The 22,974-nt window shown below is 65.6% G+C and carries 23 protein-coding genes and 1 pseudogene; 9 read left to right on the top strand and 15 right to left on the bottom strand.

The window, feature by feature from the left end; translation table 11 throughout:
- Positions 1-200 precede the first annotated feature (200 nt).
- The 3 genes from AC2CGW_RS13705 (at position 201) to AC2CGW_RS13695 (ending at position 3,751) form a co-directional block, all read left to right on the top strand.
- The gene (locus AC2CGW_RS13705) at positions 201-1,010 is read left to right on the top strand and encodes a cytochrome C assembly family protein (RefSeq protein ID WP_186668713.1); all 810 of its coding nucleotides are present in this window, start codon (positions 201-203) and stop codon (positions 1,008-1,010) included.
- Between the two features lie 9 nt (positions 1,011-1,019).
- Complete coding sequence (locus AC2CGW_RS13700; protein ID WP_186720670.1) at positions 1,020-2,225, top strand: transporter associated domain-containing protein; 1,206 nt, start codon at positions 1,020-1,022, stop codon at positions 2,223-2,225.
- 221 nt (positions 2,226-2,446) lie between these two features.
- Positions 2,447-3,751 carry an MFS transporter gene (locus tag AC2CGW_RS13695; protein ID WP_186711272.1) on the top strand — a complete coding sequence of 435 codons (1,305 nt, stop codon included), beginning with the start codon at positions 2,447-2,449 and terminating at the stop codon, positions 3,749-3,751.
- Positions 3,752-3,839: 88 nt separating this feature from the next.
- On the opposite strand, the gene purT is transcribed toward AC2CGW_RS13695, so the two are convergent.
- The 5 genes from purT to AC2CGW_RS13670 form a co-directional block, all read right to left on the bottom strand.
- Complete coding sequence (gene purT / locus AC2CGW_RS13690; RefSeq protein ID WP_112897568.1) at positions 3,840-5,021, bottom strand: formate-dependent phosphoribosylglycinamide formyltransferase; 1,182 nt, start codon at positions 5,019-5,021, stop codon at positions 3,840-3,842.
- An 85-nt stretch (positions 5,022-5,106) separates the two neighbouring features.
- A complete protein-coding gene (locus AC2CGW_RS13685) occupies positions 5,107-5,574 on the bottom strand; it encodes a VUT family protein (protein WP_065863171.1) in 468 nt (155 codons plus the stop codon).
- 83 nt (positions 5,575-5,657) lie between these two features.
- On the bottom strand, positions 5,658-5,852 hold the full coding sequence (locus AC2CGW_RS13680) for a DUF1289 domain-containing protein (protein ID WP_426353192.1): 195 nt from the start codon (positions 5,850-5,852) through the stop codon (positions 5,658-5,660).
- Entirely contained in the window at positions 5,842-6,366 is a 525-nt protein-coding gene (locus tag AC2CGW_RS13675) for a gamma carbonic anhydrase family protein (protein WP_186668719.1), read from the bottom strand. The genes AC2CGW_RS13680 and AC2CGW_RS13675 overlap by 11 nt, the downstream gene beginning before the upstream one ends.
- A gap of 44 nt (positions 6,367-6,410) precedes the next feature.
- Positions 6,411-7,010, bottom strand: coding sequence for a CoA pyrophosphatase (locus tag AC2CGW_RS13670; protein ID WP_054894676.1), 600 nt, complete (start codon positions 7,008-7,010; stop codon positions 6,411-6,413).
- A gap of 125 nt (positions 7,011-7,135) precedes the next feature.
- Here AC2CGW_RS13670 and AC2CGW_RS13665 point away from each other — a divergent pair, with 125 nt between their 5' ends.
- The 6 genes and pseudogenes from AC2CGW_RS13665 (at position 7,136) to AC2CGW_RS13640 (ending at position 14,306) form a co-directional block, all read left to right on the top strand.
- A complete protein-coding gene (locus tag AC2CGW_RS13665; RefSeq protein WP_186711273.1) occupies positions 7,136-7,687 on the top strand; it encodes an NUDIX hydrolase in 552 nt (183 codons plus the stop codon).
- 172 nt (positions 7,688-7,859) lie between these two features.
- Positions 7,860-8,279, top strand: a pseudogene (locus AC2CGW_RS13660) (L,D-transpeptidase family protein); the annotation flags it as partial.
- Between the two features lie 241 nt (positions 8,280-8,520).
- Entirely contained in the window at positions 8,521-10,182 is a 1,662-nt protein-coding gene (locus AC2CGW_RS13655; protein ID WP_484574176.1) for a ShlB/FhaC/HecB family hemolysin secretion/activation protein, read from the top strand.
- Positions 10,183-10,209: 27 nt separating this feature from the next.
- A complete protein-coding gene (locus AC2CGW_RS13650) occupies positions 10,210-13,302 on the top strand; it encodes a two-partner secretion domain-containing protein (RefSeq protein WP_484574175.1) in 3,093 nt (1,030 codons plus the stop codon).
- 469 nt (positions 13,303-13,771) lie between these two features.
- Positions 13,772-14,014, top strand: a complete 243-nt coding sequence (locus AC2CGW_RS13645; RefSeq protein WP_186720666.1) for a hypothetical protein — start codon at positions 13,772-13,774, stop codon at positions 14,012-14,014.
- Between the two features lie 22 nt (positions 14,015-14,036).
- Complete coding sequence (locus AC2CGW_RS13640; protein WP_484574174.1) at positions 14,037-14,306, top strand: DUF3077 domain-containing protein; 270 nt, start codon at positions 14,037-14,039, stop codon at positions 14,304-14,306.
- A 125-nt stretch (positions 14,307-14,431) separates the two neighbouring features.
- On the opposite strand, the gene AC2CGW_RS13635 is transcribed toward AC2CGW_RS13640, so the two are convergent.
- From AC2CGW_RS13635 to gspD, 10 genes are read right to left on the bottom strand one after another with little or no spacing between them, the layout of a single operon-like run.
- Positions 14,432-15,064, bottom strand: a complete 633-nt coding sequence (locus tag AC2CGW_RS13635; protein ID WP_484574173.1) for a hypothetical protein — start codon at positions 15,062-15,064, stop codon at positions 14,432-14,434.
- Between the two features lie 8 nt (positions 15,065-15,072).
- Positions 15,073-15,459, bottom strand: coding sequence for a type II secretion system protein GspM (gene gspM, locus AC2CGW_RS13630; RefSeq protein WP_186668734.1), 387 nt, complete (start codon positions 15,457-15,459; stop codon positions 15,073-15,075).
- Positions 15,456-16,529, bottom strand: a complete 1,074-nt coding sequence (gspL, locus tag AC2CGW_RS13625) for a type II secretion system protein GspL (protein WP_484574172.1) — start codon at positions 16,527-16,529, stop codon at positions 15,456-15,458. The genes gspM and gspL overlap by 4 nt, the downstream gene beginning before the upstream one ends.
- Complete coding sequence (locus AC2CGW_RS13620) at positions 16,526-17,116, bottom strand: type II secretion system protein (protein ID WP_186711447.1); 591 nt, start codon at positions 17,114-17,116, stop codon at positions 16,526-16,528. The genes gspL and AC2CGW_RS13620 overlap by 4 nt, the downstream gene beginning before the upstream one ends.
- Positions 17,113-17,481 (bottom strand): type II secretion system protein, encoded by a 369-nt coding sequence (locus tag AC2CGW_RS13615; RefSeq protein WP_186668739.1) that lies wholly within the window; start codon positions 17,479-17,481, stop codon positions 17,113-17,115. Before AC2CGW_RS13615 ends, AC2CGW_RS13620 begins: the two co-directional genes overlap by 4 nt.
- Positions 17,478-17,915: a type II secretion system minor pseudopilin GspH gene (gspH, locus tag AC2CGW_RS13610; RefSeq protein ID WP_186668741.1), complete on the bottom strand. Its 438-nt coding sequence runs from the start codon at positions 17,913-17,915 to the stop codon at positions 17,478-17,480. Before gspH ends, AC2CGW_RS13615 begins: the two co-directional genes overlap by 4 nt.
- 1 nt (position 17,916) lies before the next feature.
- On the bottom strand, positions 17,917-18,351 hold the full coding sequence (gene gspG / locus AC2CGW_RS13605; protein ID WP_186711446.1) for a type II secretion system major pseudopilin GspG: 435 nt from the start codon (positions 18,349-18,351) through the stop codon (positions 17,917-17,919).
- Positions 18,352-18,365: 14 nt separating this feature from the next.
- Positions 18,366-19,568, bottom strand: a complete 1,203-nt coding sequence (gene gspF, locus AC2CGW_RS13600) for a type II secretion system inner membrane protein GspF (protein WP_288374401.1) — start codon at positions 19,566-19,568, stop codon at positions 18,366-18,368.
- A gap of 2 nt (positions 19,569-19,570) precedes the next feature.
- The gene (locus AC2CGW_RS13595; RefSeq protein ID WP_484574171.1) at positions 19,571-21,019 is read right to left on the bottom strand and encodes a GspE/PulE family protein; all 1,449 of its coding nucleotides are present in this window, start codon (positions 21,017-21,019) and stop codon (positions 19,571-19,573) included.
- Positions 21,019-22,974, bottom strand: coding sequence for a type II secretion system secretin GspD (gene gspD, locus AC2CGW_RS13590; RefSeq protein WP_484574170.1), 1,956 nt, complete (start codon positions 22,972-22,974; stop codon positions 21,019-21,021). Before gspD ends, AC2CGW_RS13595 begins: the two co-directional genes overlap by 1 nt.

Below are 22,974 nucleotides of genomic sequence, written 5' to 3'. Positions count from 1 at the left end.
TTATAACGGAGAGCGGCGACGGCGCACACCTTGGCGCTGAGCGGCAGCGGCGGCGGCCTTTTCGCGGGCAAGTCACAGCGCCGAACCGCCGCCTCCATGAAACCTTGAGCCCGCGAAAAGGCCGACACGGCCTGCAGTCTTCCTAGGCAACCGCGTTCTATGCCAAACTCCCCTCCTTTAGGGCTCGCCTACCAGGACCTATGCTCTCCTCACCCAGCCTCATCCCCAACCTGATCGCGGCCATCCTTTATATTGCCGCGACCGCCTATCAAGGCTCGCGCCTGGCACAGGGTGCCAAGGTCGACAAACGCCTGCTCGGCCTGTTGGGCGTGATTGCCGTTGTCGCACAGACCGGCGCCCTGTTCTTCCAGTTGCTCACCCCACTGGGCCTGAGCCTCGACTTCTTCAGCGCCGCCAGCCTGATCGCCACCGCGGTGATCGCCCTGACGCTGCTCGCCTGCCTGAGCATTCCGGTGGAGAACCTGCTGGTGCTGCTGTTCCCGCTGGGTGCAGTGACAGCGCTGCTGGCACAGTTCGCGCCAGCCGGCACCGTGCCGCTGGTCAATGAAGAGCCCGGCATCCTGGCGCATATCCTGCTGTCGATCCTCGCCTATGGCCTGTTCACCATCGCCGTGGTCCAGGCCCTGCTGCTGTTGCTCCAGGACCACCAGCTCAAGCACAAGCACCCCTCGGGACTGATCCGCAACTTCCCCCCACTGCAAACAATGGAAAGCCTGCTGTTCGGCTTCCTCTGGGCGGGCTGGATCCTTCTGTCGCTGTCGCTGATCTCCGGCTGGCTGTTCTTCGAGAACCTGTTCGCCCAGCACCTGGTGCACAAGACCTCGCTGTCGTGCCTGGCCTGGATCGTGTTCAGCGTCCTGCTGTGGGGGCGCAATCGCCTGGGATGGCGCGGGCACAAGGCGATCCGCTGGACCCTGGCGGGTTTCTGCCTGCTGATGCTGGCCTACTTCGGCAGCAAGCTGGTCCGCGAATTCATCCTGCACATCTGACGGGCAATCATGGACACTTTGCCGTACGCCCCGCTGCTCGGCACCCTGGTACTGGCGTTGCTGTGGTCGGCGCTGTTCAGTGCGGTCGAGGCCGCCCGCCAGCAACTCAACGGCCACGCCCGCTCCAGCGAGACAGAAGCCCCCACCCTGCCCGCCCAGGCACTGGTCCTTTGCGCCAGCCTCGGCAAGTTGCTGGTGCTGGGCCTGGCCTGCCTGATCGGCCAGCGCTACAGCGGCGAACATGGCTTCTGGCTGGCCGGGCTCTGTGCCACGCTGACGCTGCTGGTGCTGGCCGAGTACCTGCCGCGGCGCCTGGCACGACGCAACCCGCACGCCTTCGCCAGCCTCGGTGGCAGCCTGCTCAAGCTGCCACTGGCAGCGCTGCAGCCGCTGGCCTGCCTGCTCGACGGCATGGCCAAAGTGATCCTGCGCCCGTTCCGCGTGCAGCCTACCGCCGTCGCCCTGCACCCACAGGACGAAGACGCCCTGGATGACGACGAGCCGCACGAAACCCCACGCCAGGGCCTGATCGAGGGCCTGCAAGCGCTGGACAGGATTACCGTCAACGACATCCTGGTCCCGCGCAACGAAGTCGATGGCATCAACCTCGACGACCCGATCGAACAGATCATCGAACAGCTGATCCTCAGCCGCCACACCCGCCTGCCCGTCTATCACAACGACATCAACCAGGTCGAAGCGATCCTCAACACCAAGCTCATCAGCCACCTGCTGCCACGCGCCGAACTGACCCTGGAGAAACTCCAGGCCGCCTGCTACGAGCCCTACTTCGTCCCGGAAAGCACCCCGCTGCAACTGCAACTGCTGAACTTCCACAAGCAGCAGCGGCGCATGGGCGTGGTCGTGGACGAGTACGGCGAAGTGCTGGGGATCGTGACGCTCGAAGACATCCTTGAAGAAATAGTCGGCGAGTTCGAGGACGAGCAGAGCCTGGACAACCCCCATATCCATCCCCAGCCCGATGGCCGCTTCATCATCGAAGGCACCGCCTCGCTGCGCGAGCTCAACCGCAGCCTGGGCTGGCACCTGCCCTGCGACGGCGGCCCGAAAACCCTCAACGGCCTGGTCACCGAAGCACTGGAAAGCATCCCGGCAAGCGCGGTTTGCCTGAAAGTCGGACGCTACCGCCTGGAAATCCTCGAAACCGAGGACAATTGCGCCAGCAAGGTACTGGTCTGGACCGTAACCCGATAGCTATACTCGGGCCACGCTTACCCAGCCCTGCCGTCCCGCCTGCTACCCGCACCCGGCGCCCCACGGCCAGTCCGCCTCACTGACGTGCCAGCGGCCCTGCGTCCTATCCCGAACAGCGTCCGCGCCCTGCCACCCCGGGGCCCTCGTCAGCCTGGCGAACCACAACAATACGCTGCGGCCCGCCTGATCGGCCGCGCGAACGACTGTTCAGGGACCTACGCATGACAACCAGCAACACCTACGCCGAACCTGTCTCGGCGACTCCGGTCAATTCGCCCGCCCGGGTCGCCACCGCCAGCTTCATCGGCACCGCCATCGAGTTCTACGATTTCTACGTGTACGCCACGGCTGCGGCGCTGGTGATCGGTCCGGTGTTCTTCCCGTCCGGCTCAGGCACCGCGCAGATGCTTGCAGCCTTCCTCACCTTCGGTATCGCCTTCCTCGCCCGGCCGCTGGGTTCGGCCCTGTTCGGCCACTTCGGTGATCGCATCGGGCGCAAGTCGACCCTGGTCGCCTCGTTGCTGCTGATGGGGGTGTCCACCACACTGATCGGTGTCCTGCCAGGCTATGACAGCATCGGCGTATGGGCCCCGATCATTCTCTGCGTGCTGCGCTTCGGCCAGGGGCTGGGATTGGGCGGCGAATGGGGCGGTGCAGCCCTGCTCGCCACCGAGAACGCACCGCCCGGCAAGCGCGCCTGGTTCGGCATGTTCCCGCAGTTGGGCCCCTCGATTGGTTTCCTCGCCGCCAACGGTCTGTTCCTGACCCTGGCACTGGTGCTCAGCGACGAACAGTTCCGTGAATGGGGCTGGCGTATTCCGTTCCTGCTCAGCGCTGCATTGGTGCTGGTGGGCCTTTACGTACGCCTGAAGCTCGAGGAAAGCCCGGTCTTCGCCAAGGCCGTGGCCCGTCAAGAGCGGGTGAAAATGCCGGTGGTCGACCTGTTCGCCAAGTACTGGATGCCCACCTTGCTGGGTGCTGCGGCGATGGTGGTGTGCTACGCACTGTTCTACATCTCCACGGTGTTCTCGCTCAGCTATGGCGTCTCCACACTCGGCTACAGTCGCGAAACCTTCCTCGGCCTGCTGTGCTTCGCCGTGGTGTTCATGGCCCTGGCTACGCCGCTTTCGGCCTGGCTCAGCGACCGCTATGGGCGCAAGCCGGTGCTGATCGTCGGTGGGCTGCTGGCGATTGCCTCAGGCTTCACCATGGAACCCCTGCTGACCTCGGGTTCCACTGCCGGCGTGGCGCTGTTCCTGGCGATCGAACTGTTCCTGATGGGCGTGACCTTCGCCCCGATGGGCGCGCTGCTGCCTGAGCTGTTCCCGACCCACGTGCGTTACACCGGGGCCTCGGCGGCCTACAACCTGGGCGGCATCGTCGGCGCCTCGGCGGCACCGTTCTTTGCCCAGCAACTGGTGAGCATGGGAGGTTTGAGCTGGGTGGGGGGATATGTATCGGTGGCGGCGGTGATCAGCCTGATTGCAGTGCTGTGCCTGAAGGAAACTCGCCATACCGAGCTTTGAGCAGTTGTAGCAAGCCCGCTCCTGCAGGAGTCTGTAGGAGCGGGCTTGCCCGCGAATGGGCTGCGCAGCAGCCCCGTGCGATCTCAGATCAGAACTCGACCTTCACCGCCTGCGAAGCACGGGTCGCCTTGGCGCGCGCCGCTTCGACCGACTCGTCGCGGGCCAGGCACACGCCCATGCGGCGGGTGCCGTTGATTTCCGGCTTGCCGAACAAGCGAATGGCGGTGTCCGGCTCGCTCAGCGCTGCGCCGAGGTTGGCAAAGCTGGTCTGCTGCGACTGGCCTTCGGGCAGGATCACGGCCGAGGCCGACGGACCGAACTGACGCACCACCGGGATCGGCAGGCCAAGAATCGCACGGGCATGCAGGGCGAACTGCGACAGGTCCTGGGAAATCAGGGTGACCAGACCGGTGTCATGCGGACGTGGCGACACTTCGCTGAACCACACCTGGTCGCCCTTGACGAACAGCTCGACGCCGAACAGGCCACGACCACCCAGCGCATCGGTGACCGCCTGAGCCACACGCTGCGACTCAGCCAGCGCCTTCGGGCTCATGGCCTGGGGCTGCCAGGACTCCTGGTAGTCGCCCTTCTCCTGACGGTGACCGACCGGCGCGAGGAAGGTGGTGCCGCCCACATGACGCACGGTCAGCAGGGTGATTTCGTACTCGAAATCAATGAAACCCTCGACGATCACCCGGCCCTTGCCAGCACGCCCACCTTCCTGGGCGTAGTCCCAGGCTTTCTGCAGGTCGGCATCACTGCGCAGCAGGCTCTGGCCCTTGCCCGACGAGCTCATTACCGGCTTTACCACGCACGGATAGCCAACATCGGCCACGCCCTTGGCGAAGTCTTCATAAGTGTCGGCGAAGTGGTAGGGCGAGGTCGGAAGTTCCAGCTCTTCGGCAGCCAGGCGACGAATTCCTTCGCGGTTCATGGTCAGCTGAGTGGCGCGGGCGGTCGGCACCACGTTGAAACCTTCGTTCTCCAGCTCGACCAGCGTGGCGGTGGCGATGGCCTCGATTTCCGGCACGATGTAGTGCGGTTTTTCAGCCTCGATCACCGCACGCAGGGCGACGCCGTCGAGCATGTTGATCACATGGCTGCGGTGCGCGACCTGCATGGCAGGCGCGTTGGCGTAACGGTCCACGGCGATCACCTCGACGCCCAGGCGCTGCAGCTCGATCACCACTTCCTTGCCCAGCTCGCCGCAGCCACACAGCAGTACGCGGGTCGCGGTCGGCGACAATGGGGTTCCGATACGGGTCATTTCAGGTCCTCGAAGGCGTCCGGGGCGCGCCGGCTGGTGCTGCCCGCTGAAAAAGGACCGGTATTCTACATCAATCGGGCGCGGATCAACCCACCGCCAGCGCGCGTCGCGCCCGCCACGCCATGATCAGCCAGACCGCCGTCACACCAGCAAACTTCGAGGCCATCGCCGTGCCGATCACGGCAGGCGTCAGTGCACCGATCATGCCGAAGAAGATGAAGGTGTCCACCGGGATGCTCAGCGCCGAGCTCAGCCACAGGCGGTCACGCAGGGGTCTGCGGGTGACGCTGAACACCAGCCAGTCAATCAGTTCGGACACGAAGAACGCCGTAGCGCTGGCCAGGGCGATGGCCGGCTCCGAAGTCGCGTAGGACAGCACCAGCGCCGCCAGCATCGCGATCAGTGCGCCATGCCCGTAACGGGTCTGCACCATGTCACGCAGGATGAACACCAGCCCGCCCCAGGCGGACCAGATCACGTCCAGGTGCGGAGCGCTGGAGAAGGCGTAGTTGATGAGCACCACGCTGCTGATGTAGGCGATGAGGTAGAACATGATCCGGAGATTCGAGGGGCAAGCCCGACAGATTAGCGCCAGCCCCATCGTGGGACAAGTCGCAGCGGCAAACCGCCGCTAGCTCAACCGATCACCAACCCCGCCGCCACGGCCCGCTCATGGCACAGCTTGATCACCGCCCGGCGCTCGTCATTGGCCATCCGTGCCCACCGGGTGATCTCCTGCACCGTACGCTGGCAACCGATGCAGATGTCCTGCTCATCCAACGCACAGACGTTCACGCACGGCGAGGCGACCGGCCGCTCGTCAGTCTTCATCGACCACCAGCTCCCGCGCATAGCGCTCGGCGTTGTGCACATAGTGCGCGGCGCTGGCTTCGAGCATGCGCTTCTGCTGCTCGGTCAGCTCGCGCACCACCTTGCCCGGCGAGCCCATCACCAGCGAACCGTCGGGAATCTCCTTGCCTTCCGGGATCAGCGCATTGGCGCCGATGATGCAGTGCTTGCCGATCCGCGCACCGTTGAGGATGACCGCATTGATGCCGACCAGGCTGTAGTCGCCGACGCTGCAGCCATGCAGCATGGCGTTGTGGCCAATGGTCACGCCCTTGCCCAGGGTCAGCGGCGACCCCATGTCGGTGTGCATGACGGTACCGTCCTGGACATTGCTGTCCTCGCCGATGTCGATCAGCTCGATGTCGCCGCGCAGCACGGCGCCGAACCAAACACTGGCCCGGGCCTGCAGGCGCACCTTGCCGATCAAGGTGGCAGTGGGGGCAGCCCAACTGCTGGGATGGGCTTCGACCCGCAGGTCGCCCAAGCGGTATTTCATGTCGTGTTCCTCACGGTTGAACGCAGTCGGCGGGTGAACCCCGCTCAGTTCTGGATAAAGCGCTCTGGCGGCTGGTGCAGGCTGATACCGGCGTCGAACAGCACGTTGACCAGCTCGACGATCATGATCGCCGACAGCCCCCAGATCTTGTAGTCGCCATAACGGTAGCTGGGCACGTACCAACTGCGCCCCTGGTAGTCGATGCGATGGGTGTGGTCGCGTGGGTCCTGGCGAAAAAACGACAGAGGGACGTTGAAGACCGCGGCGATTTCGGCATCGTTGGGCTGGTACTCGACGTAATCCGGAATCAGCCCGACGAACGGCGTTACCTTCAGCCCGTGCAACGAAATAAGCGGGCTCAGGGGGCCGATCACCTCGACCAACCCCGGCGGCAGGCCGATTTCCTCCTCGGCTTCGCGCAGGGCGGTGAACACCAGGTCCGGGTCCTCCGGATCGCGGCGCCCTCCGGGAAAGGCCACCTCGCCACCATGGGTGGAAAGCCCCTTGGCACGCAGAGTGAGCACCAGCTCGGGCTCTTCGCTACGGGTAATGGGCAGCAGCACCGCCGCCTCGGGAAAACGGCGATCCGCCTCCAGTGACGCAGGGGTATGGTTGCTCATTCGGCGAAGAAGCTCGTCCAGCATTACGCACTCTCGATTCCAAGGCCTGCCTTGCATGATGCACCAAAGCCGCGAGGCACCCAAGCCCCGACGGCTTGCGACAACCCCGTCGGCCGCGCCAAGATAGCGGCTCACACAGGAATAAAAGCATGAAATTCTGCAGCGCGTGCGGCCAACCGGTCATTCAGCAGATTCCCGAGGGCGACAGCCGCCTGCGGTACGTCTGCCCCTCCTGCCAGACCATCCACTACCAGAACCCCAACATCGTCGCAGGCGTCTTGCCGATCTGGGGCAGCCAGGTGTTGCTGTGTCGCCGCGCCATCGAGCCCCGCCGCGGCTTCTGGACCCTGCCCGCCGGCTTCATGGAGAACGGCGAAACCCTTGACCAGGCCGCTCGTCGCGAGACCGTCGAGGAAGCCTGCGCACGCGTCGGCCCAACCACCCTCTACCAGTTGTTCGACCTGCCGCACATCAACCAGGTGCACGTGTTCTTCCGCGCAGAGCTCGCCGACCTGGACTTCGACGTCGGTGTCGAGAGCCTGGAAGTGCGGTTGTTCGAAGAGCATGAAATACCCTGGAACGAACTGGCTTTCCGCACCGTCACGCGGACACTAGAATGCTATTATCGCGACCGCATCGGGCAGCAGTACCCCATAGGCCATGAATACCTGCCGCCGATGAACGTTTCGTCGTCCACCTAGCTATTTCAGGATACGTTTCATGCGCTGGTTGCTTGCCCTCTTTTGCTTGTGCGTTGCATCGGTGTCCCAGGCGGCGTTCACCGAGACCATCATTCGCAAGCCCCTGCCCGCGACCACGTCGCAGGGCACGCAGCCCCAGGCCAGGCCTGTGCAAAGCAGCAGCCAGCCGCAGATCGACAAGGTGCTGGTGCTCAAGTCAGAGCGGCGCCTGCAATTGATCAGCCGCGGCGAGCCACTCAAGACCTACCGCATCTCCCTGGGCAAACAACCCAAGGGCGCCAAGGAGCGCGAAGGCGACAAGCGCACCCCTGAAGGCTTCTACTGGCTCGACTGGCGCAAGGTCAGCGACCGCTACAACCTGGCCATGCACATCTCCTACCCAAACATCAGCGACGCCGCCAAGGCGCGCCGCGAAGGGGTCAATGCCGGCAGCATGATCATGATCCACGGCACACCGATCAACGAAGAATACCCGGAGTGGTACTTCCACACCCTCGACTGGACCGAAGGCTGCATCGCCATGCGCAACGACGACATGCGTGAAGTGTGGAGCATGGTCAAGGACGGGACCATGATCGAGATTCGCCCCTGAGCCCTCGGGCTCACCCTTGCAGTTCCCACTTCCCCAGCGTGAAGCCCGCCCGCGCCTGAGAAAGACGGCGCAGGCTGACGGCGCGTCCTACATTTTCAGCAAGCCCTCAGAATATCCCGACTCAAAAAGGTTATTTGCCTGATACCCATACAGGCAATGTATCGCATCCAAACGACTGTTCGAATTTTTAGAATCCACGCAAACGAGTACTTGAACCGTACGACCTCTGCGGAATTCTTCGATGGCGAACACCCCGTTTCCGGCTATCTGCCTTTCAATCATCAGTGCATTGCTCGCGCTGCTGACCAGCTCGGTTGCCCTTGCAGCCGATACCGCCAGCGAGCAGCTACGCGACCAGCAACGCGAGCTTCAGCAATTGCAGCAACAGCAGCGGCTGGAGCACTGGCAGCGCCGCCCTGCCCCGCAAGGATCAGGGCAGCCGGCACCATCGGCAACCCCTTCAGCCCAATGCTGGCCGGTCAGCGGCCTGCGCCTGAGCGGCAACGTGCGCATCACCAACGCCACGCTCGAACAGAGCCTGCGCCCGCTGCTGCACTCGTGCATGACTGCGCACGCCATCAACCGACTGCTCCTGGCAATCACCGAAGGCTACGTAAGGGCGGGGTATCCGGCAAGCCGCCCATATCTGAGACATCCCCCCAAGGCTGGCGCCCCCCTCGACATCGTTATCGTCGAAGGCTTCGTCGAGAGTATCGAGTTGGATACCGCGCTGCCGCTGTCGCTGGCCGGTGCCTTTCCCGACATGCTCGGCCATCCACTGTACCTGCCCGACCTGGAGCAAGGGCTCGATCAACTGAACCGCCTGCGCGCCTATGACCTGGGCGCCAACCTGTTGCCCGGCGACGTACCCGGCGGTACGCGGATACAACTCGAACTACGCCGGATCGGTTCGCGCTGGCATCTGGACAGCCGCCTCGACAACCGCGGCAGCGCACTCACCGGCCGCCATCGCCTGAACCTGAGCCTCGGCCTGGACAGCCCGCTGGGGCTGAACGACGACCTGCGCCTGTCATTGAACTCCAGTGTCTTCCAGGCACCGGGGCGCAGCCAGGGTGCCAGCCTCTACTACAGCGTTCCCTACGGCCCCTGGACCTTCGCCCTGAACGCCAGCCAGCTCAGCTACCGCGCACCGCTACCCGGCAACCGCCTCAGCAGCCGGGGCAGCAGCAGCCTGCAAGGGCTGAGTGCCGACCGCATGCTGTGGCGCAACCAGCAGGGCATGCTCAACGCCAGCCTGCGCCTTGACCACAAACGCGTGGGCAACTGGCTCGGCCCGCTGAAGATCGCCCAGCAGAGTCCGACACTCACCACCCTCGAGGCGGGCCTCAACCTGCTCTGGCTCGAAGGCGGCCTGTGGAACGCCTATGTCGGCGTCGCCCAAGGCGTGGATCTGTTCGGTGCCGACCGCGCACCGCTTGGCCGCAAGAGCGCCGAGCCTGGTTTTCGCAAGTACCGCGCCAACCTCCTGTACCTGCACCCGGGGCCCTGGCGCTGGCAGAGCGAACTGAACCTGCAATACAGCCCCGACCGCCTGCCGGCCATCGAACAGCTTGCCCTCTCCGACGACCTCGCCGTGCGCGGCTTTCGCCAGCACAGCGTCTCCGGCGCCAGCGGTGCGGTGTGGCGCAACACCTTGAGCCACACCCTTCCACTCAGCCTGCCCCTGGAAATCCGCCCGCACCTCGGGCTGGACCTGGGCTGGACGCGCTTCGATCACGGCAGCAGCTCGCAACGCCTGAGCGGGGCCGTGCTCGGCGTGGTACTGGGCACGCCGGGCAATCGCCTGCGCCTGGACTACCAGCGCGCGCTGAGTGCCAGCGACCGATCACGCAGCACCCTGGAGCCGGGCTTCTGGGTGTTCGAATGGACCTTGACGATCTGATTCACCCACAACAAGAGAGACAACCCCGTGAACGATAAAAAGCCCCGCAAAGCGACCACCCCCGACACCCTGCGCTGGAGCATATTTCTCACACTGGCAGCCGCCTCACCGGCCCTGCTCGCCCAAGGCAGCCTGCAACCGGCTCCTGGACCGGGCGGCACCCCGCTGATCAACAACGCCCATGGCGTGCCGGTCATCGAGATCGTCGCACCCAACGCCAGCGGCCTGTCGCACAACCAGTTCCTCCACTACAACATCGGCCAGGCGGGTGCGGTGCTCAACAACGCCCTGCAGGCCGGCCAGTCGCAACTGGCAGGCGCCCTGGCCGCCAACCCGCAGTTCCAGGGGCAGGCTGCCTCGACCATCCTCAACGAAGTGATCAGCCGCAACGCCTCGCTGATCGAAGGCCCACAGGAAATCTTCGGCCGCCCCGCCGACTACATCCTCGCCAACAGCAATGGCATCACCCTCAATGGTGGCAGCTTCATCAACACGACCCGCGCCGGTTTCCTGGTCGGTGATGTGCAGCTCGAGGACGGCCGCGTGCGCCTGCTCGACTCACGCAACGCCCATGGCATGCTCAGCGTGCTCGACGGTGGCCAGAGCAACGATGGCGGCGCCCTCGAACTGATCGCCCCGCGCATCGACAGCAAGGGTACGCTCAAGACCCGCGACGACCTGCAGTTGATTGCCGGACGCAACCGCATCGACGCCAGCAACGGCCAGGTCCTCGAACACCTGCCAGGCACCCCGGCGAGCATCGATGCCAGCCTGTTCGGCGCCATGTACGCCGGCCGCATCCGCGTGGTCAGCACGGCCGAGGGCGCGGGCGTGCGAATCGGCGCGATCGACATGCACGGGTACGATGGCATCCACGTCCAGTCGGCCGGCGGGCTGCACATCGGTGACGACGGCACGCGCAACGCCGCACTGCGCAGCCGACAGGGCGACCTCGACCTCAGCGCCAGCGGCGACCTGAGGCTGCAGGCCGTCACGGGCGAGGGCAAATCGATCAACGTCAATGCGGGCCAGAAACTCACGCTGGATACCACAGCCCGGGAAAACATCGAACGTGACCGTAAGTCATGGGACAAGAAGTGGCTGTTCGTCACCACCGAGACCTACGAACGCAACACCACCGAGACCGAGCGCACGCTTACCGGCACGCACTTGCAAGCCGATGACCGCCTGGCGCTGAAGTCCGGCGGCGACATGCAACTGGTAGCGGCCACCCTCAAGGCCGGCGGCGAACTCAACCTCGACAGCGCGACCAACCTGAGCATCGAAGCCGGCAAGCAGAGCCGACGTGTCCAAGAGCAGGTACGCCATCGCAAGCACCTGTGGCGGGGTGACAGCGACAGCGACCAGTACCAGGAGACCGCCAAACCCAGCGATCTGCAGGGGGGCACGCTGATCGCCAAGGCTGGTGAGGCACTCAAGGTCCAGGGCAGCCGGATGCACAGCGAGGGCGACATGGCGCTGTCGGCAAGCCAGGTCGACATGCGGGTCGACACCAGTACCGGCAACGACCTCAATGTGCGCGCCAGCGCTAAAGGTGGCTCGTCGAACAGCGAAGACAGCACCCGCAACGCCCGAGTCGGCAGCCTCTATGGGCAAACGGGTATCCAGGTCCAACTGGGCGCCGACGGCCTGTACGAAGGTACGCGCATCAACGCCGGCAACGGCGACCTCAGCATCACCAGCAACGGCAAGCTCTTGCTGAGCGCAGCTCACGACCAGCGCTCCGAACACCAGCGCCAGACCGACGGCAATGCCTGGGCCAAGGTGGGCAACCGCCCCGGCAGTACCGGTGTCGAGGGTCGCGGCTACCTTGACCTGACCGAGCTCCAGCGCCAGGAAAGCAAGGCCCAGGTCGGCCAGATCGACGCCAAGGGCAAGGTGCTGCTCAGCAGCGGCGCCGACCTTATCCTCGAAGGCACTCGCATCGGCAGCCGCGAAGCACCGACTGGCGGCATCGAACTGGACAGCGCCGGGCTGTTGCAGGTCAAGGCGGCCCACGACAGCCAGCAGGCCAGCGGCCACAACCTCGGCGGCGGGCTCGAGCTGGCAGCCAAGTTCGGCACGGGCAAAGGCGGCGCACTGGGTGGTCACTTCGCCAATGGCAAGCTCAACGAGAAGGCCAGCCAGGCAGTCGATGCCCGCTTCGACACCCAAGGCACCCTGCAGATCAGTAGCCGTGCACGCGACGATATCGCCCTGCATCTCCAGGGCCTGCAAGCCTCGGCCGCGCAGATCAAGCTGGAGGCCAGCAAGGGTGGCATGCTGTTCGAAGCCTCGTCCGACAAGGAGCAGCGCGACAACCTGGAGATCACTGCCGGTGCCGGTTTCAGGCTCAACCGCGGCGAAACCCCGGACAAGGATATCCGCGGCCTGCACGGGCGGGTGCAGGTCAATCTCGACAAGCGCGACAACCAGACCTGGAATGCCAGCACCTTGCGCGCTGACCGCATCGAGCTGGCAAGCCAAGGTGACACCCGCATCGAAGGCGCAAGCCTGGACGCCGACCGGATCCGCGGCGACATCGGTGGCGATCTGCTGCTGGCCAGCCGCAAGGATCGCGTCGACACACTGGTCGTCAAGGCCGACGCCCGTCTGAGCCACGAGAAGAATCCCCAGGGTTATCTCGATGCTGCCGGAGCCCTCTCCGGCCCAGCGGCAGGCAAGGTCACCGAGAAGGTTGGCCCGACGCTGAGCAAGGTGGACCCGAAGCTGTCGCCGACCGTGAAAGTCGAGGTGTCCCACACCCAGCGCGACACCGTCGCCCACCAGGCCACGCTCAAGGGCAATGAAGGCGTCGAGCTGAAGGTCGGTGGCCAGGCGCGTCTGGTCGGGGCACGGATCCAGTCGAGCGCTGGTGACGTCGATCTGCAGGCCCAGTCGGTCAGCCGCGAAACGCTCACGGGTCGTGACTACCAGCGCAATGTCTCGGTGGACTTCTCCAACTCGCCGGTCGACATGGGTACGGCCATTGCGGAACTGTCCAAGAGCAAGGGCGCGGCGGATGGTGAGAATGCCCTGGACCTGGGGCTGCTGCGCACCAGCGGGCATAGCCGCAGTGAGGAGTGGGTGTCGAATGTCGGGAGCAAAGGTGCGCGCTGATCGTTGAGTGCAGGAGCAGGGAGATCCTGTAGGAGCGGGCTGGTCCCGCGATGGCAACACCGCGGTGGATGGCACCGGCTATGCCGGTGTTCGCGGGCAAGCCCGCTCCTACAAGGGGGTGGCGTAGGTGCCTGGTATTCCTGGCGTCGCCTATGCGTATCGCATCCTTCGAAAATCAGAAAATACGCCTTTCCTGTAGTCCATTTCCCAAAGATACTCCCGGCGCCTTTTTTCCGTTGCGGCTCCTGGGGCAGCGCTCTAGTCTCGGCGCGTCGTTGCACATCAACGACACAGCTTTGACAGGCTGTGACGGTAAATAGCGTATGGCCAAACCTTGATGGCGGCTGTACGTGCGGGCACGCTCGCGTGCGCCGGAACTTTGCTATTTCCGCCGGTCTGTCAACCCACGTACAGCTGCCACCCTTCTGTTTGACAGCAGGTAGGTGGCCGCACATGAAGGTAAATAGCTATGTTAAAGATCGTCCCCGACCCACCTCACAACAACCACTCTCTCGAAGACACCATCATCCAAGCCACCGAGTACGCACTCTGCGCACAAACCGTGGCCCATCAAGCGGTCCTCCTCCAACCCAAGTCCCCCGTCTCGCTCCTGGTAATGGCTGCCATTCATGAAATGGAAGCGCTAAGGATTTTGCTGGAGTCGGCTTTGATACAGATTCAGATGCCGGCAGAGCCGCAGACAGCTCACTAAGCGGTTTTCGGGAGATGAAGGGATGGATACAAGCGACACCACACCGAACACTACCGTTGGCAAGACTCGGTTCTACCAAGGCAAGGGCATGACCCAGCCGCTGTTCTGCATCGAGCCGGGCATCCCGTGCGAGCGTGCACGCGAGCAGGCTTCGGAGTTGATGGGGTACGTGCGCGACATGACCTTGAGCGCAGTGATGGATGAGAACCCGCAACTGGTCTGGGCTTCGTACTACCTGAGCGCATTGGCCAAGGCATTGATGGACGATGCGGAACTGGGGATGGGCCGGTAAAAGCGGGGTTATCGGACCTGGAGTTGAGTGGGTGGTGGGGGCATGGCACCGGCTATGCCGGTGTTCGCGGGCAAGCCCGCTCCTACAAGGATTGAGCTGGCAAGGAACAGACTCATGCACTGTAGCTACCACCTGAGCTGCCGCTCGCCCTTGGCAGCCTCCGGCCCCAACCACTGGGCGCCGCGCAGCAAGGGTGTCAGCGCGGCCTCAGGCTGGACCTCGAAACGGACCTGGGCGCGCCTGGCCAGCAGGTCGGCGTCAAGATCGAGCTGGTGCTGCCCTTGCAGGGCCAGCGCGCCCTGCAAGTGCCAGTCACCTGCACAGCGCATTTGGAGCCAGCCCTGCCCCAACCCCAGCGACCATGGCGATACCAGCGCCAGGTCGTTCACCTGCAAACGCCCCTCGGCACCGACGCACTGTCGCCACGCACCCTTCACATTGACACGCCCCTGCCAATGCCCCGCCAGGCGATAAGCCACCGGCACACTCGCCGCAGCCTCGAGCGCCTCGACATCCGCCCGCCAGCGCCAGGGCCAACCGCTCAACCGCATCAGCCAATCCTGGCCCTGATAACCCAGGCGGATTTCGCCCTGTGCCTGCCACGGTCGCCACTGCCAACTCAACGGCCCGACATCGCCCACCTGCTCGGCCTGTCCGTGCCAGAGGCTGCCGCTGACGGCCCTGCCTGGCACCAGCCAGGGTGCAGGCAACTCGACGAGCAGCGTGACAGCACACACCAGCGCCGGCCACAGCAGCACGCGCGCCCTCATGGCCGGACCCGCAGGTCGAAGCGCAGGCGCTTGCCCTCCTGTTCCATACCCCATTGCAGCGGCTGTGCGCCCTCGATCTGCAACGCCTGCAACCACCCCAGCAGCGCCTGCTCGTCCGCGACCGAGCCACGCACCTGCCAGCCCTGCTCCTGCGGCTCGACCTCCGTCAGCTCGATGTGCCGGGCCTGGGCAGACTGACGCAGACGCTCCAGGCTCAAGACCGGGCCGCCCTCAAGGCTGATCGCCGCTTCTGCCAGCCCGCGCCACTGGCTCATCTCGGCCCAGCGTGCGCTCGCCTCACGCACCAGGATGACGATCAGCAACAGCGCGATCAGCCCCCATGCCAGACGCATACGCTGGCGCTGTAAAAAGACGCGGATCATGAACCGCTCCCCAGGTCGAACACCACGCCCTGTGCCTGCACCTGTACCGCCGCCCCGACCGTTGCGGCCATTTCATCCCACGGCGGCACCGTGCCGTCGCCGTCCAATTGCAGATGCCAGCGCTGCCCATCGAAGCGCACGGCGCGCAGGCGCCACTGCGGGTGCTCGTGCAGCCAGCCCTGCAACTGCCCTTGCAAACCGTCGAGCCGACGCAGACGCAAAACCCGCTCGCCGTCGGCGTCACGCAGCCGCCTGAGCGCCTGCGCTGCCTGGCGTGGCGTGGCTTGCGGGCCGGTAACCGCCAGCACCTGCTGCCGATACAGCTGGGCCTGGCGCCATTGCTGGCTGATCCACAGACCGCCCCAGACGGCGGCGAGCACCAGGCAGGCGGCTACCAAGCGCTTTTGCAGCCCCGTGACCTTCAATGATTGGCGCGGACGACGCGTTTCCCGCAGCGCTGGCAAGGTATCGAGATCGGCAATCCGCTGTGGCCAGTGTCCATCGACCGGCTCAAGCGCCTGCGTATCCCACAGCGCAGGTGCAGAGCCCAACACTTGTGGCCAGGCCAGCCAGTGCTCGCTGCCCTCTTCGTCAACCCGCGCGTACAGGGTCGAATGTGCCTGTCGCCATTGCCATCCACAGCCCGGGGCGAGTGTCGGCAACAGCTGGAACTGCGACCAGCAACGCTCTACCTCCAGCCCCCACTCCACGCACTGGGCCAACCAGCCATCGAGCCGATCCCGCGCCACGACCACCAACCGCAGTTGCCCTGCCGTACGACCGATGCATGCACAGTGCACCTCATCGCTCCCCTGCAACAGACGGTCCTCCAGCAGCAGCGGCCATTCCTCACGCTTGAGCCCGGGCGGCGCCGGCAACTGGAAATGGCTGCACGCCTCGCCCGGCACCACCAGGGCAACCCGGGCGATCAGATCCTGCGGCGGGCGTCCCTGCCCTTCGTCACGCAGCATGCCGCTTTCCAGCAGGCACCAGTGCCAACCGCCGTCAGCCCCAGGACGCAACAGCAACCAGGGTCGCGCAGGCGAGCGCCGCCGCCATTCAAACTTCATGAGCGCCCCCAGGGCAGGACGAATGTGCAGACATAAGGTGCTCCGTCACGCTGCAGATGCAGGCGCACGCCACGGCCGGGGTGCGTCGGTTGATCGGAAGGCCAGGCCAGCCAACTGCCGCCCTGGAAATACAGAATGCTCATCTCGCTGACCCGCTCCAGGCGCTCGCGTACCACCCAACGCGGCTTGTCGGCGGCGTAGAGATCGGCGGAAGTTTCCAGCAGCACGCGCTGCTCCCTCGGCTCGAAACGCAGGCGCTGACGCTGCAAGCGGGAACCGCCTTCGGCCTGGGGCCAGGCCGCAGCAGCGACCCACAGCAACTGCTGGTTCTGCGCCTGCCAATCGAGCCAGCGCATGGCCAGTGGCAGGCGCTGCTCGTACACCTGGCGCAGCACCGGGCTGTCGAACCGCCGCTCCAGCGCCAGGCAGAACTCCAGCACACCGGGCTCGTTCTGCTGCTCGGCGAGACGCTCGCGCACCGTGAGCCAGCCATGCACCAAGGCCGCCAGCAGGATGCCCAGCACCGCGGTCAGCGCCAGCGCCACCATCAGTTCGATCAGGGTCAACCCCGTTTGGCGGCGCTTCATGGCCGCTCCAGAAACAGGGTGTACAAACCCAGCGGCACACGCTGATCGCGGTCGGCGAACAGGCGCAGCTCGCCACGGCGCAGATCGCGCACGCCGGTGCTGCGCAGTTGCAGGTCCCAGTGGCACACCTGCGCGCCCTGTTGCAGCGCCCCGGCGGTGCGATTGCTGGCCGGCCAATACTGCTCGACCGCAAACCGTGCCTGCAGCTCACGGGCGCACAGGGCGCCAAGGCGGTGCTGCTGCACGCCTTCCTGCACCGCCAGGCGCTGGCGCAACACCTGGCTGGTGATCACCGCCAGTACGGCGGCAATACCCAGCGCCACGCTGACTTCAAGCAAGGTGAAACCGCGCTGTCGCCGCCTCATGGAAGCGCCACGACCTGCAACTGCCCCTCGCGCCCCCAGCTCCAGCGCTGCCCGCCTTCGGCGCCACGCCAGTTCACCTTGCCGGGCCTTGCCCAACCTTCGGGGGTGAACACCAGTTGCGGCGCTGCTGCCGCCTGCCAGTCCGGGCGCAGGTCTTGCGGCCAATCCCCCAACGCGACCGTCTCCAGCACCCAGCCGGTGCCGTCATGGCGAACGAACTCAGGGCGCTTGCCGCTCCAGCGCAGGCCACGCAACTGGCCGGTATGCCGGGCCACGGCGGACTGCTCGCGGGTCGCGGCGACCAGCCGCTGCATGGCCTGGTCTACTCGCGTACGACCGCTGTCGAGCCAGGCCACGCTCAAGCCGGTCATCAGCCCGGCGATGGCCAGCACCACCAGCAATTCGAGCAGGCTGAAGCCGCGCTGGGAAGGCAAGTCAGAGGTCCCAGTTGCCCAGGTCGGCATCCAGCCCTTCGCCACCGACCACGCCATCGGCGCCGAGCGAATAGACATCGACACGGCCATGCTCGCCCGGCATGCGGTACTGGTAAGGCGTGCCCCATGGGTCTTCCGGCAGGCGACGAATGTAGCCATCGCTGCGCCAGGCACGCGGTAGCGGCTCCTGGCCCGGCTTCTTCACCAATGCGGCGAGGCCTTGCTCGCTGCTGGGAAAGCGCAGGTTGTCGAGCCGGTACATGTCCAGCGCCTGCTCGAGGGTGGCAAGGTCGGCCATCACCTTCTGGCGCATGGCCTTGTCCTGGTTGCCCAGCACGCTGGGCGCGACCACCGCGATCAGCAGGCCGATGATGAAAATCACCACCATGATTTCCATGAGGGTGAAGCCGCGCTGACGCTTGGCGCGATACTGCATGCAAAGACTCCTTTTCACAGTTGCAGACCCTGGTTGAGCTGCATGATCGGCAACAGCACCGCCAGCACGATGAACAGCACCACGCCGCCCATCACCAGGATCATCAGAGGTTCGAAAAGCGCCATGGCGGTGTCGACCTGACGGGCAAAGCCGCGCTCCTGGTCGTCGGCCACGCGCTCGAGCATGTCGGCCAGGGTGCCGCTGGCCTCGCCGCTGCCGACCATGTTCACCAGCAGTGGTGGAAACTGGCCGCTGGCATCCAGCGCCCGATGCAGGCTGGTGCCGCCCTGGACCTGCAGGCGCACCTGCTCCAGGGCCAGGCGGATACGCTGGTTGGCGACCGTTTCGCTGGCCACCTGCAATGCTTCGAGCAGGGCCACGCCACTGCCGCAGAGAATCGCCAGGCTGCGCGCCAGACGTGCGCTCTCCAGCACCTGCAGCAGGCTGCCGACACGCGGCAGGCGCAGCAGCAGGTCGTCGCGGCGCAGGCGCCAGTGCGGCTTGCGCAACAGCCAACCGCACAGCAGCGTCAGCGGGATCGCCGCACCCAGCAGCCAGGGCCCAGCGCTGGCCAGGCCCTGGCTGATGGCGATCAGCAACGAGGTGATCAGCGGCAGCGCCTGTCCGGAATGGGCGAACTGCTCGGTCAGCTTGGGCACCACGAACGTCATCAGACCGACCACCACCGCCAGCGACACGCCCATCAGCACGCAGGGATAGATCAGCGCAGTGCGCGCCTTGTGCTGTTGGCGCTGGACCTGCTCCAGGTGATCCGCCAGGCGCGTCAGCACCTGCGCCAGGCGCCCGGAGCGCTCGCCCGCCTCGACCAGTGCGCAATACAACCCGGTGAACGGCGCGCCTTGCCGCGCAAGACTGCGGGCCAGCCCCAGGCCTTCGGCCAGCGCGCCGCGCACCGATACCAGCACGGCCTGCAAGGCGGGCGCGCGCAATTGCCGTTCGAGCGTGGCCAGGGCATCGACCAGGGGAATGCCGGCACCGGTGAGCGTGGCCAACTGGCGGGTCAGCTCGCACAGCTGGGCACGGCTCAGGCGCTGGCGACGCGGTTGCCGCAAGCTGCCTTCATGGCGTTGCAACTTGCGTGCGAACAGGCCCTGCTCACGCAATAACTGGCGCGCATGGCGCTCGCTGTCGGCCTGCACACTGGCCTTGTGCGGTTTGCCTGCCAGGTCCAGGGCCTGGTAGCGATAGGTCGGCATGCTCAGCCCTGCACCACGCGCAACACTTCGGCCAGGCTGGTCTCGCCACGGGCCAGGCAGTCACTGGCCATGGCCACCAGGCTCTGCCGGCGTGTGGCCAGGTGGGCCTGCATCGTCACTTCGCTGGCGCCCTCATAAAGCAGGGCGACCAAGCCTGCATCCAGCTCGATGAATTCATAAAGGCCCAAGCGCCCGACATAACCGCTGCCCTGGCAACTGTCGCAACCCACCGGATGGTGGGTGGCCTGCAAGGCGGCCAACTCCGGCCACAGGCGCCGCTCGGCGGCAAGCAACGGGCGTGGCTCGGCACAACTGCACAGGCGCCGGACCAGGCGCTGGGCCAGCACCCCGCGCAGGCTGGAGGCGATCAGGAAGGGTTCGATGCCCATGTCACGCAGGCGCGTCACCGCGCCGATCGCACTGTTGGTGTGCAAGGTCGAGAGCACCAGATGGCCGGTCAGGCTGGCCTGCACGGCGATCTGCGCCGTCTCCTGGTCGCGGATCTCACCGAGCATGATCACGTCCGGGTCCTGGCGCAGGATCGCGCGCAAGCCGGTGGCGAAGGTCAGCCCGGCACGCGGGTTGATCGCGGTCTGGCCGATACCGGCAATGGCGTACTCCACCGGGTCTTCGACGGTGAGGATATTGCGACTGCCGTCGTTGAGGCTGTTGAGGCTGGCGTACAGCGTGGTGGTCTTGCCCGAGCCCGTGGGGCCGGTGGACAGCACGATGCCATTGGGCCGCGCCAGGCACGCGCGCAGGCCCTGCAACGCTGCGGCCGGCATGCCGAGGTTGTCCAGCGCCAGCAGGCTGGCCTGCTTGTCGAGCACGCGCATCACCACGCGCTCGCCATGGATGCCGGGCAGTGTCGAGACCCGTACGTCCACTTCGCGTCCGGCGGCGCGCAGGGTGATGCGTCCGTCCTGGGGCTGGCGTTTCTCGGCGATGTCCAGGCGCGCCATGACCTTGATTCGCGACACCAGCATGGCCGAAAGCGCTCGCGGCGGGCGCAGAACCTCGCGCAGATGACCATCGACGCGCAGGCGCACCACCAGGCTCTGCTCGAAGGTCTCGATGTGGATGTCCGAGGCACGCAGGCGCAGGGCCTGGCCGAACAGGCCGTTGATCAGGCGGATCACCGGGGCTTCGTCGTCGCTTTCGAGCAGGTCTTCGATGCGTGGCATTTCGCTCATCAGGCTGTCGAGGTCAACCTGCTCGCCGATGCCTTCGATCAATGCGGCGGTGGCCGAGTCGGCAGCCTGGTAGAGCTGGCCAAGACGCTCGTCGAAAGCGACGCGATCGAGGCGCTCCAGGCGCAGTGGCTGGCCATGCACGCGCAGCAGCTCTTGCACTTGGTCGCTGTCGGCATCCTCGCGCAACCATAGCTGCCAGCCCTGGTCGTCCGGGGCCATGGCCACGCCAGCCTGACGCGCCAGGCGGTAGCCGAGCATCACCAGTTACCGCCTTCAAGCCGCGCGCGGCTGGCCGGGAACGCCTTGAGCAAGGCGCCACCCTCGGCGAGTTCCGGCATCTGCAAGGCCGTGTCCTGCTGCAGGCTGCGGTACTTTTCCTGGCTCAGCCCGGCAAGGCTCGGCCCGTCACGCATGATCCGCGGGCGGATGAACACCATCAGGTTCTGCTTCACGTTGCGGTTGCTGTCGGAGCGGAACAAACGGCCGAGCACGGGAATGTCACCGAGCAACGGCACGCGCTTATTGCTGGTGGTGGACTCGTCGCTGATCAGGCCACCGAGAATCACCAGGCCATTGTCGTCGACCATCACTTTGGTCTTGATCTCGCGCTTGTTGGTGATCACGTCGCTGGCGGCGCGCGAATCGGCGATCGAGGACACTTCCTGGACGATGTCCAGGCGCACGCTGTTGTCGCTGTTGACCTGCGGCTTGATGCGCAACTTCACCCCCACCTCCTTGCGTTCGATGGTCTGGTAGGGGTTGGCGTTGTTCTGGGTCACGGAGCCGGTGACGAAAGGGACTTCCTGGCCGACCAGGATCGACGCCTCGGCGTTGTCCAGGGTCAGCAGGGTCGGGGTCGACAGCAGGTTGAAACCGCTCTTGCCCTTGAGCGCGTTGATCAGCATGGCGAAGTTGAAACCGCCGCCGAAATGGCCGATGCCGGCGGTGGCGCCCGTGGTGGCCGAGAGCAGCTTGCCCAGTTCCTTGTTGTCGCCGCTGGCGGCAGCGCCGGCGATGTTGGCGATGTTCACCCCGTTGCTGCCGAAGTTGACGATGCCGGCGCCGAACTTCTCGTCGGCGAACAGCCACTGCACGCCCAGCTCCTGGGCGCTGCTGTCGGACACTTCGGCGATGATCGCCTCGACCACCACCTGGGCGCGGCGGATATCGAGTTGCTCGACGATGTTGCGATAGGCCGCCAGCTCACTGTCGGGGCCGACCATGACCACCGCATTGGCGCCCTCTTCATACTCCAGGCGCACGCCCGAATCGCTGGCGGTGCGTACTGGCGCCTCCTTGCCTTCGCCTGCGGGCGCATCGGGCACCCCGCCGTCCTGGCCGAGACCGCGCAGCACCTTGACCACTTCCGCAGCATTGGCGTGACGCAGGTAGATCACCTGGGTGTTGCTGCTGTGCAGGTTGTCGCTGGGTCGGTCGAGCTGGCCAAGCAGCGCACGGACGCGCTCGCGGCTGTCGGCGCTGCCACGCACCAGCAGCGCATTGCTGCGCGGGTCGGCCACCACCTGGGCACTGTCGGCGCCCTGCTCGCGGGCCAGCAGGCGGGTGACCAGGGGCGCGGTGTCAGCGGCGCTGGCATGCTTGAGTGGCATCACCTGCAAGGGTTCGTCGCTGACCTGGTCGAGCTGGCGTAGCAGCTTGTCGATGCGCTCCAGGTTGCTGCGCCAGTCGGTGACCACCAGCAGGTTGGCGGCAGGGTATGGGGTGATCACCCCGACGCGCGGGTCGATCAGCGGCTTGAGAATGCCGAGCATCTGTTCGCTGGCGACGTTGCGCACATTGAATACCCGGGTCGCCACGCCGTCGCTGCCCTTGCTCTGCTTGCCGGCGTTCTCCACCGGCACCGGCTCCAGGCGCGCGGCCTGGTCGGGGACGATCTTCACGCTGCCGTTGGGCAGGTCCACGGCGGCAAAGCCCTGGGCACGCAACTGGGCGAGGAAGATGTCGTAGATGGCTTCGGCGTCGTGGCGATCGACGGTGCGTACCGTGACCTTGCCGGTGACCCGTGGATCGACGATGAAGGTGGTGCCCGTGATGCGCGAGACGCTGTCGATGAACTCGCCCATGTCGGTGTCGACGAAGTTCACCTCGTATTGCGGCACCCCGTCTTCGTCGACCTCAGGGTCTTCGGCCCAGGCCTGCGCAGAGCACAGGCCGAGGCTCAGCACGCAGGCCACAGCGTATCTTGCGATCAT

The sequence above is a fragment of the Pseudomonas sp. SYWMCR5 genome (assembly GCF_057197165.1).
This window is presented reverse-complemented; position numbering and strand designations above follow the sequence as displayed.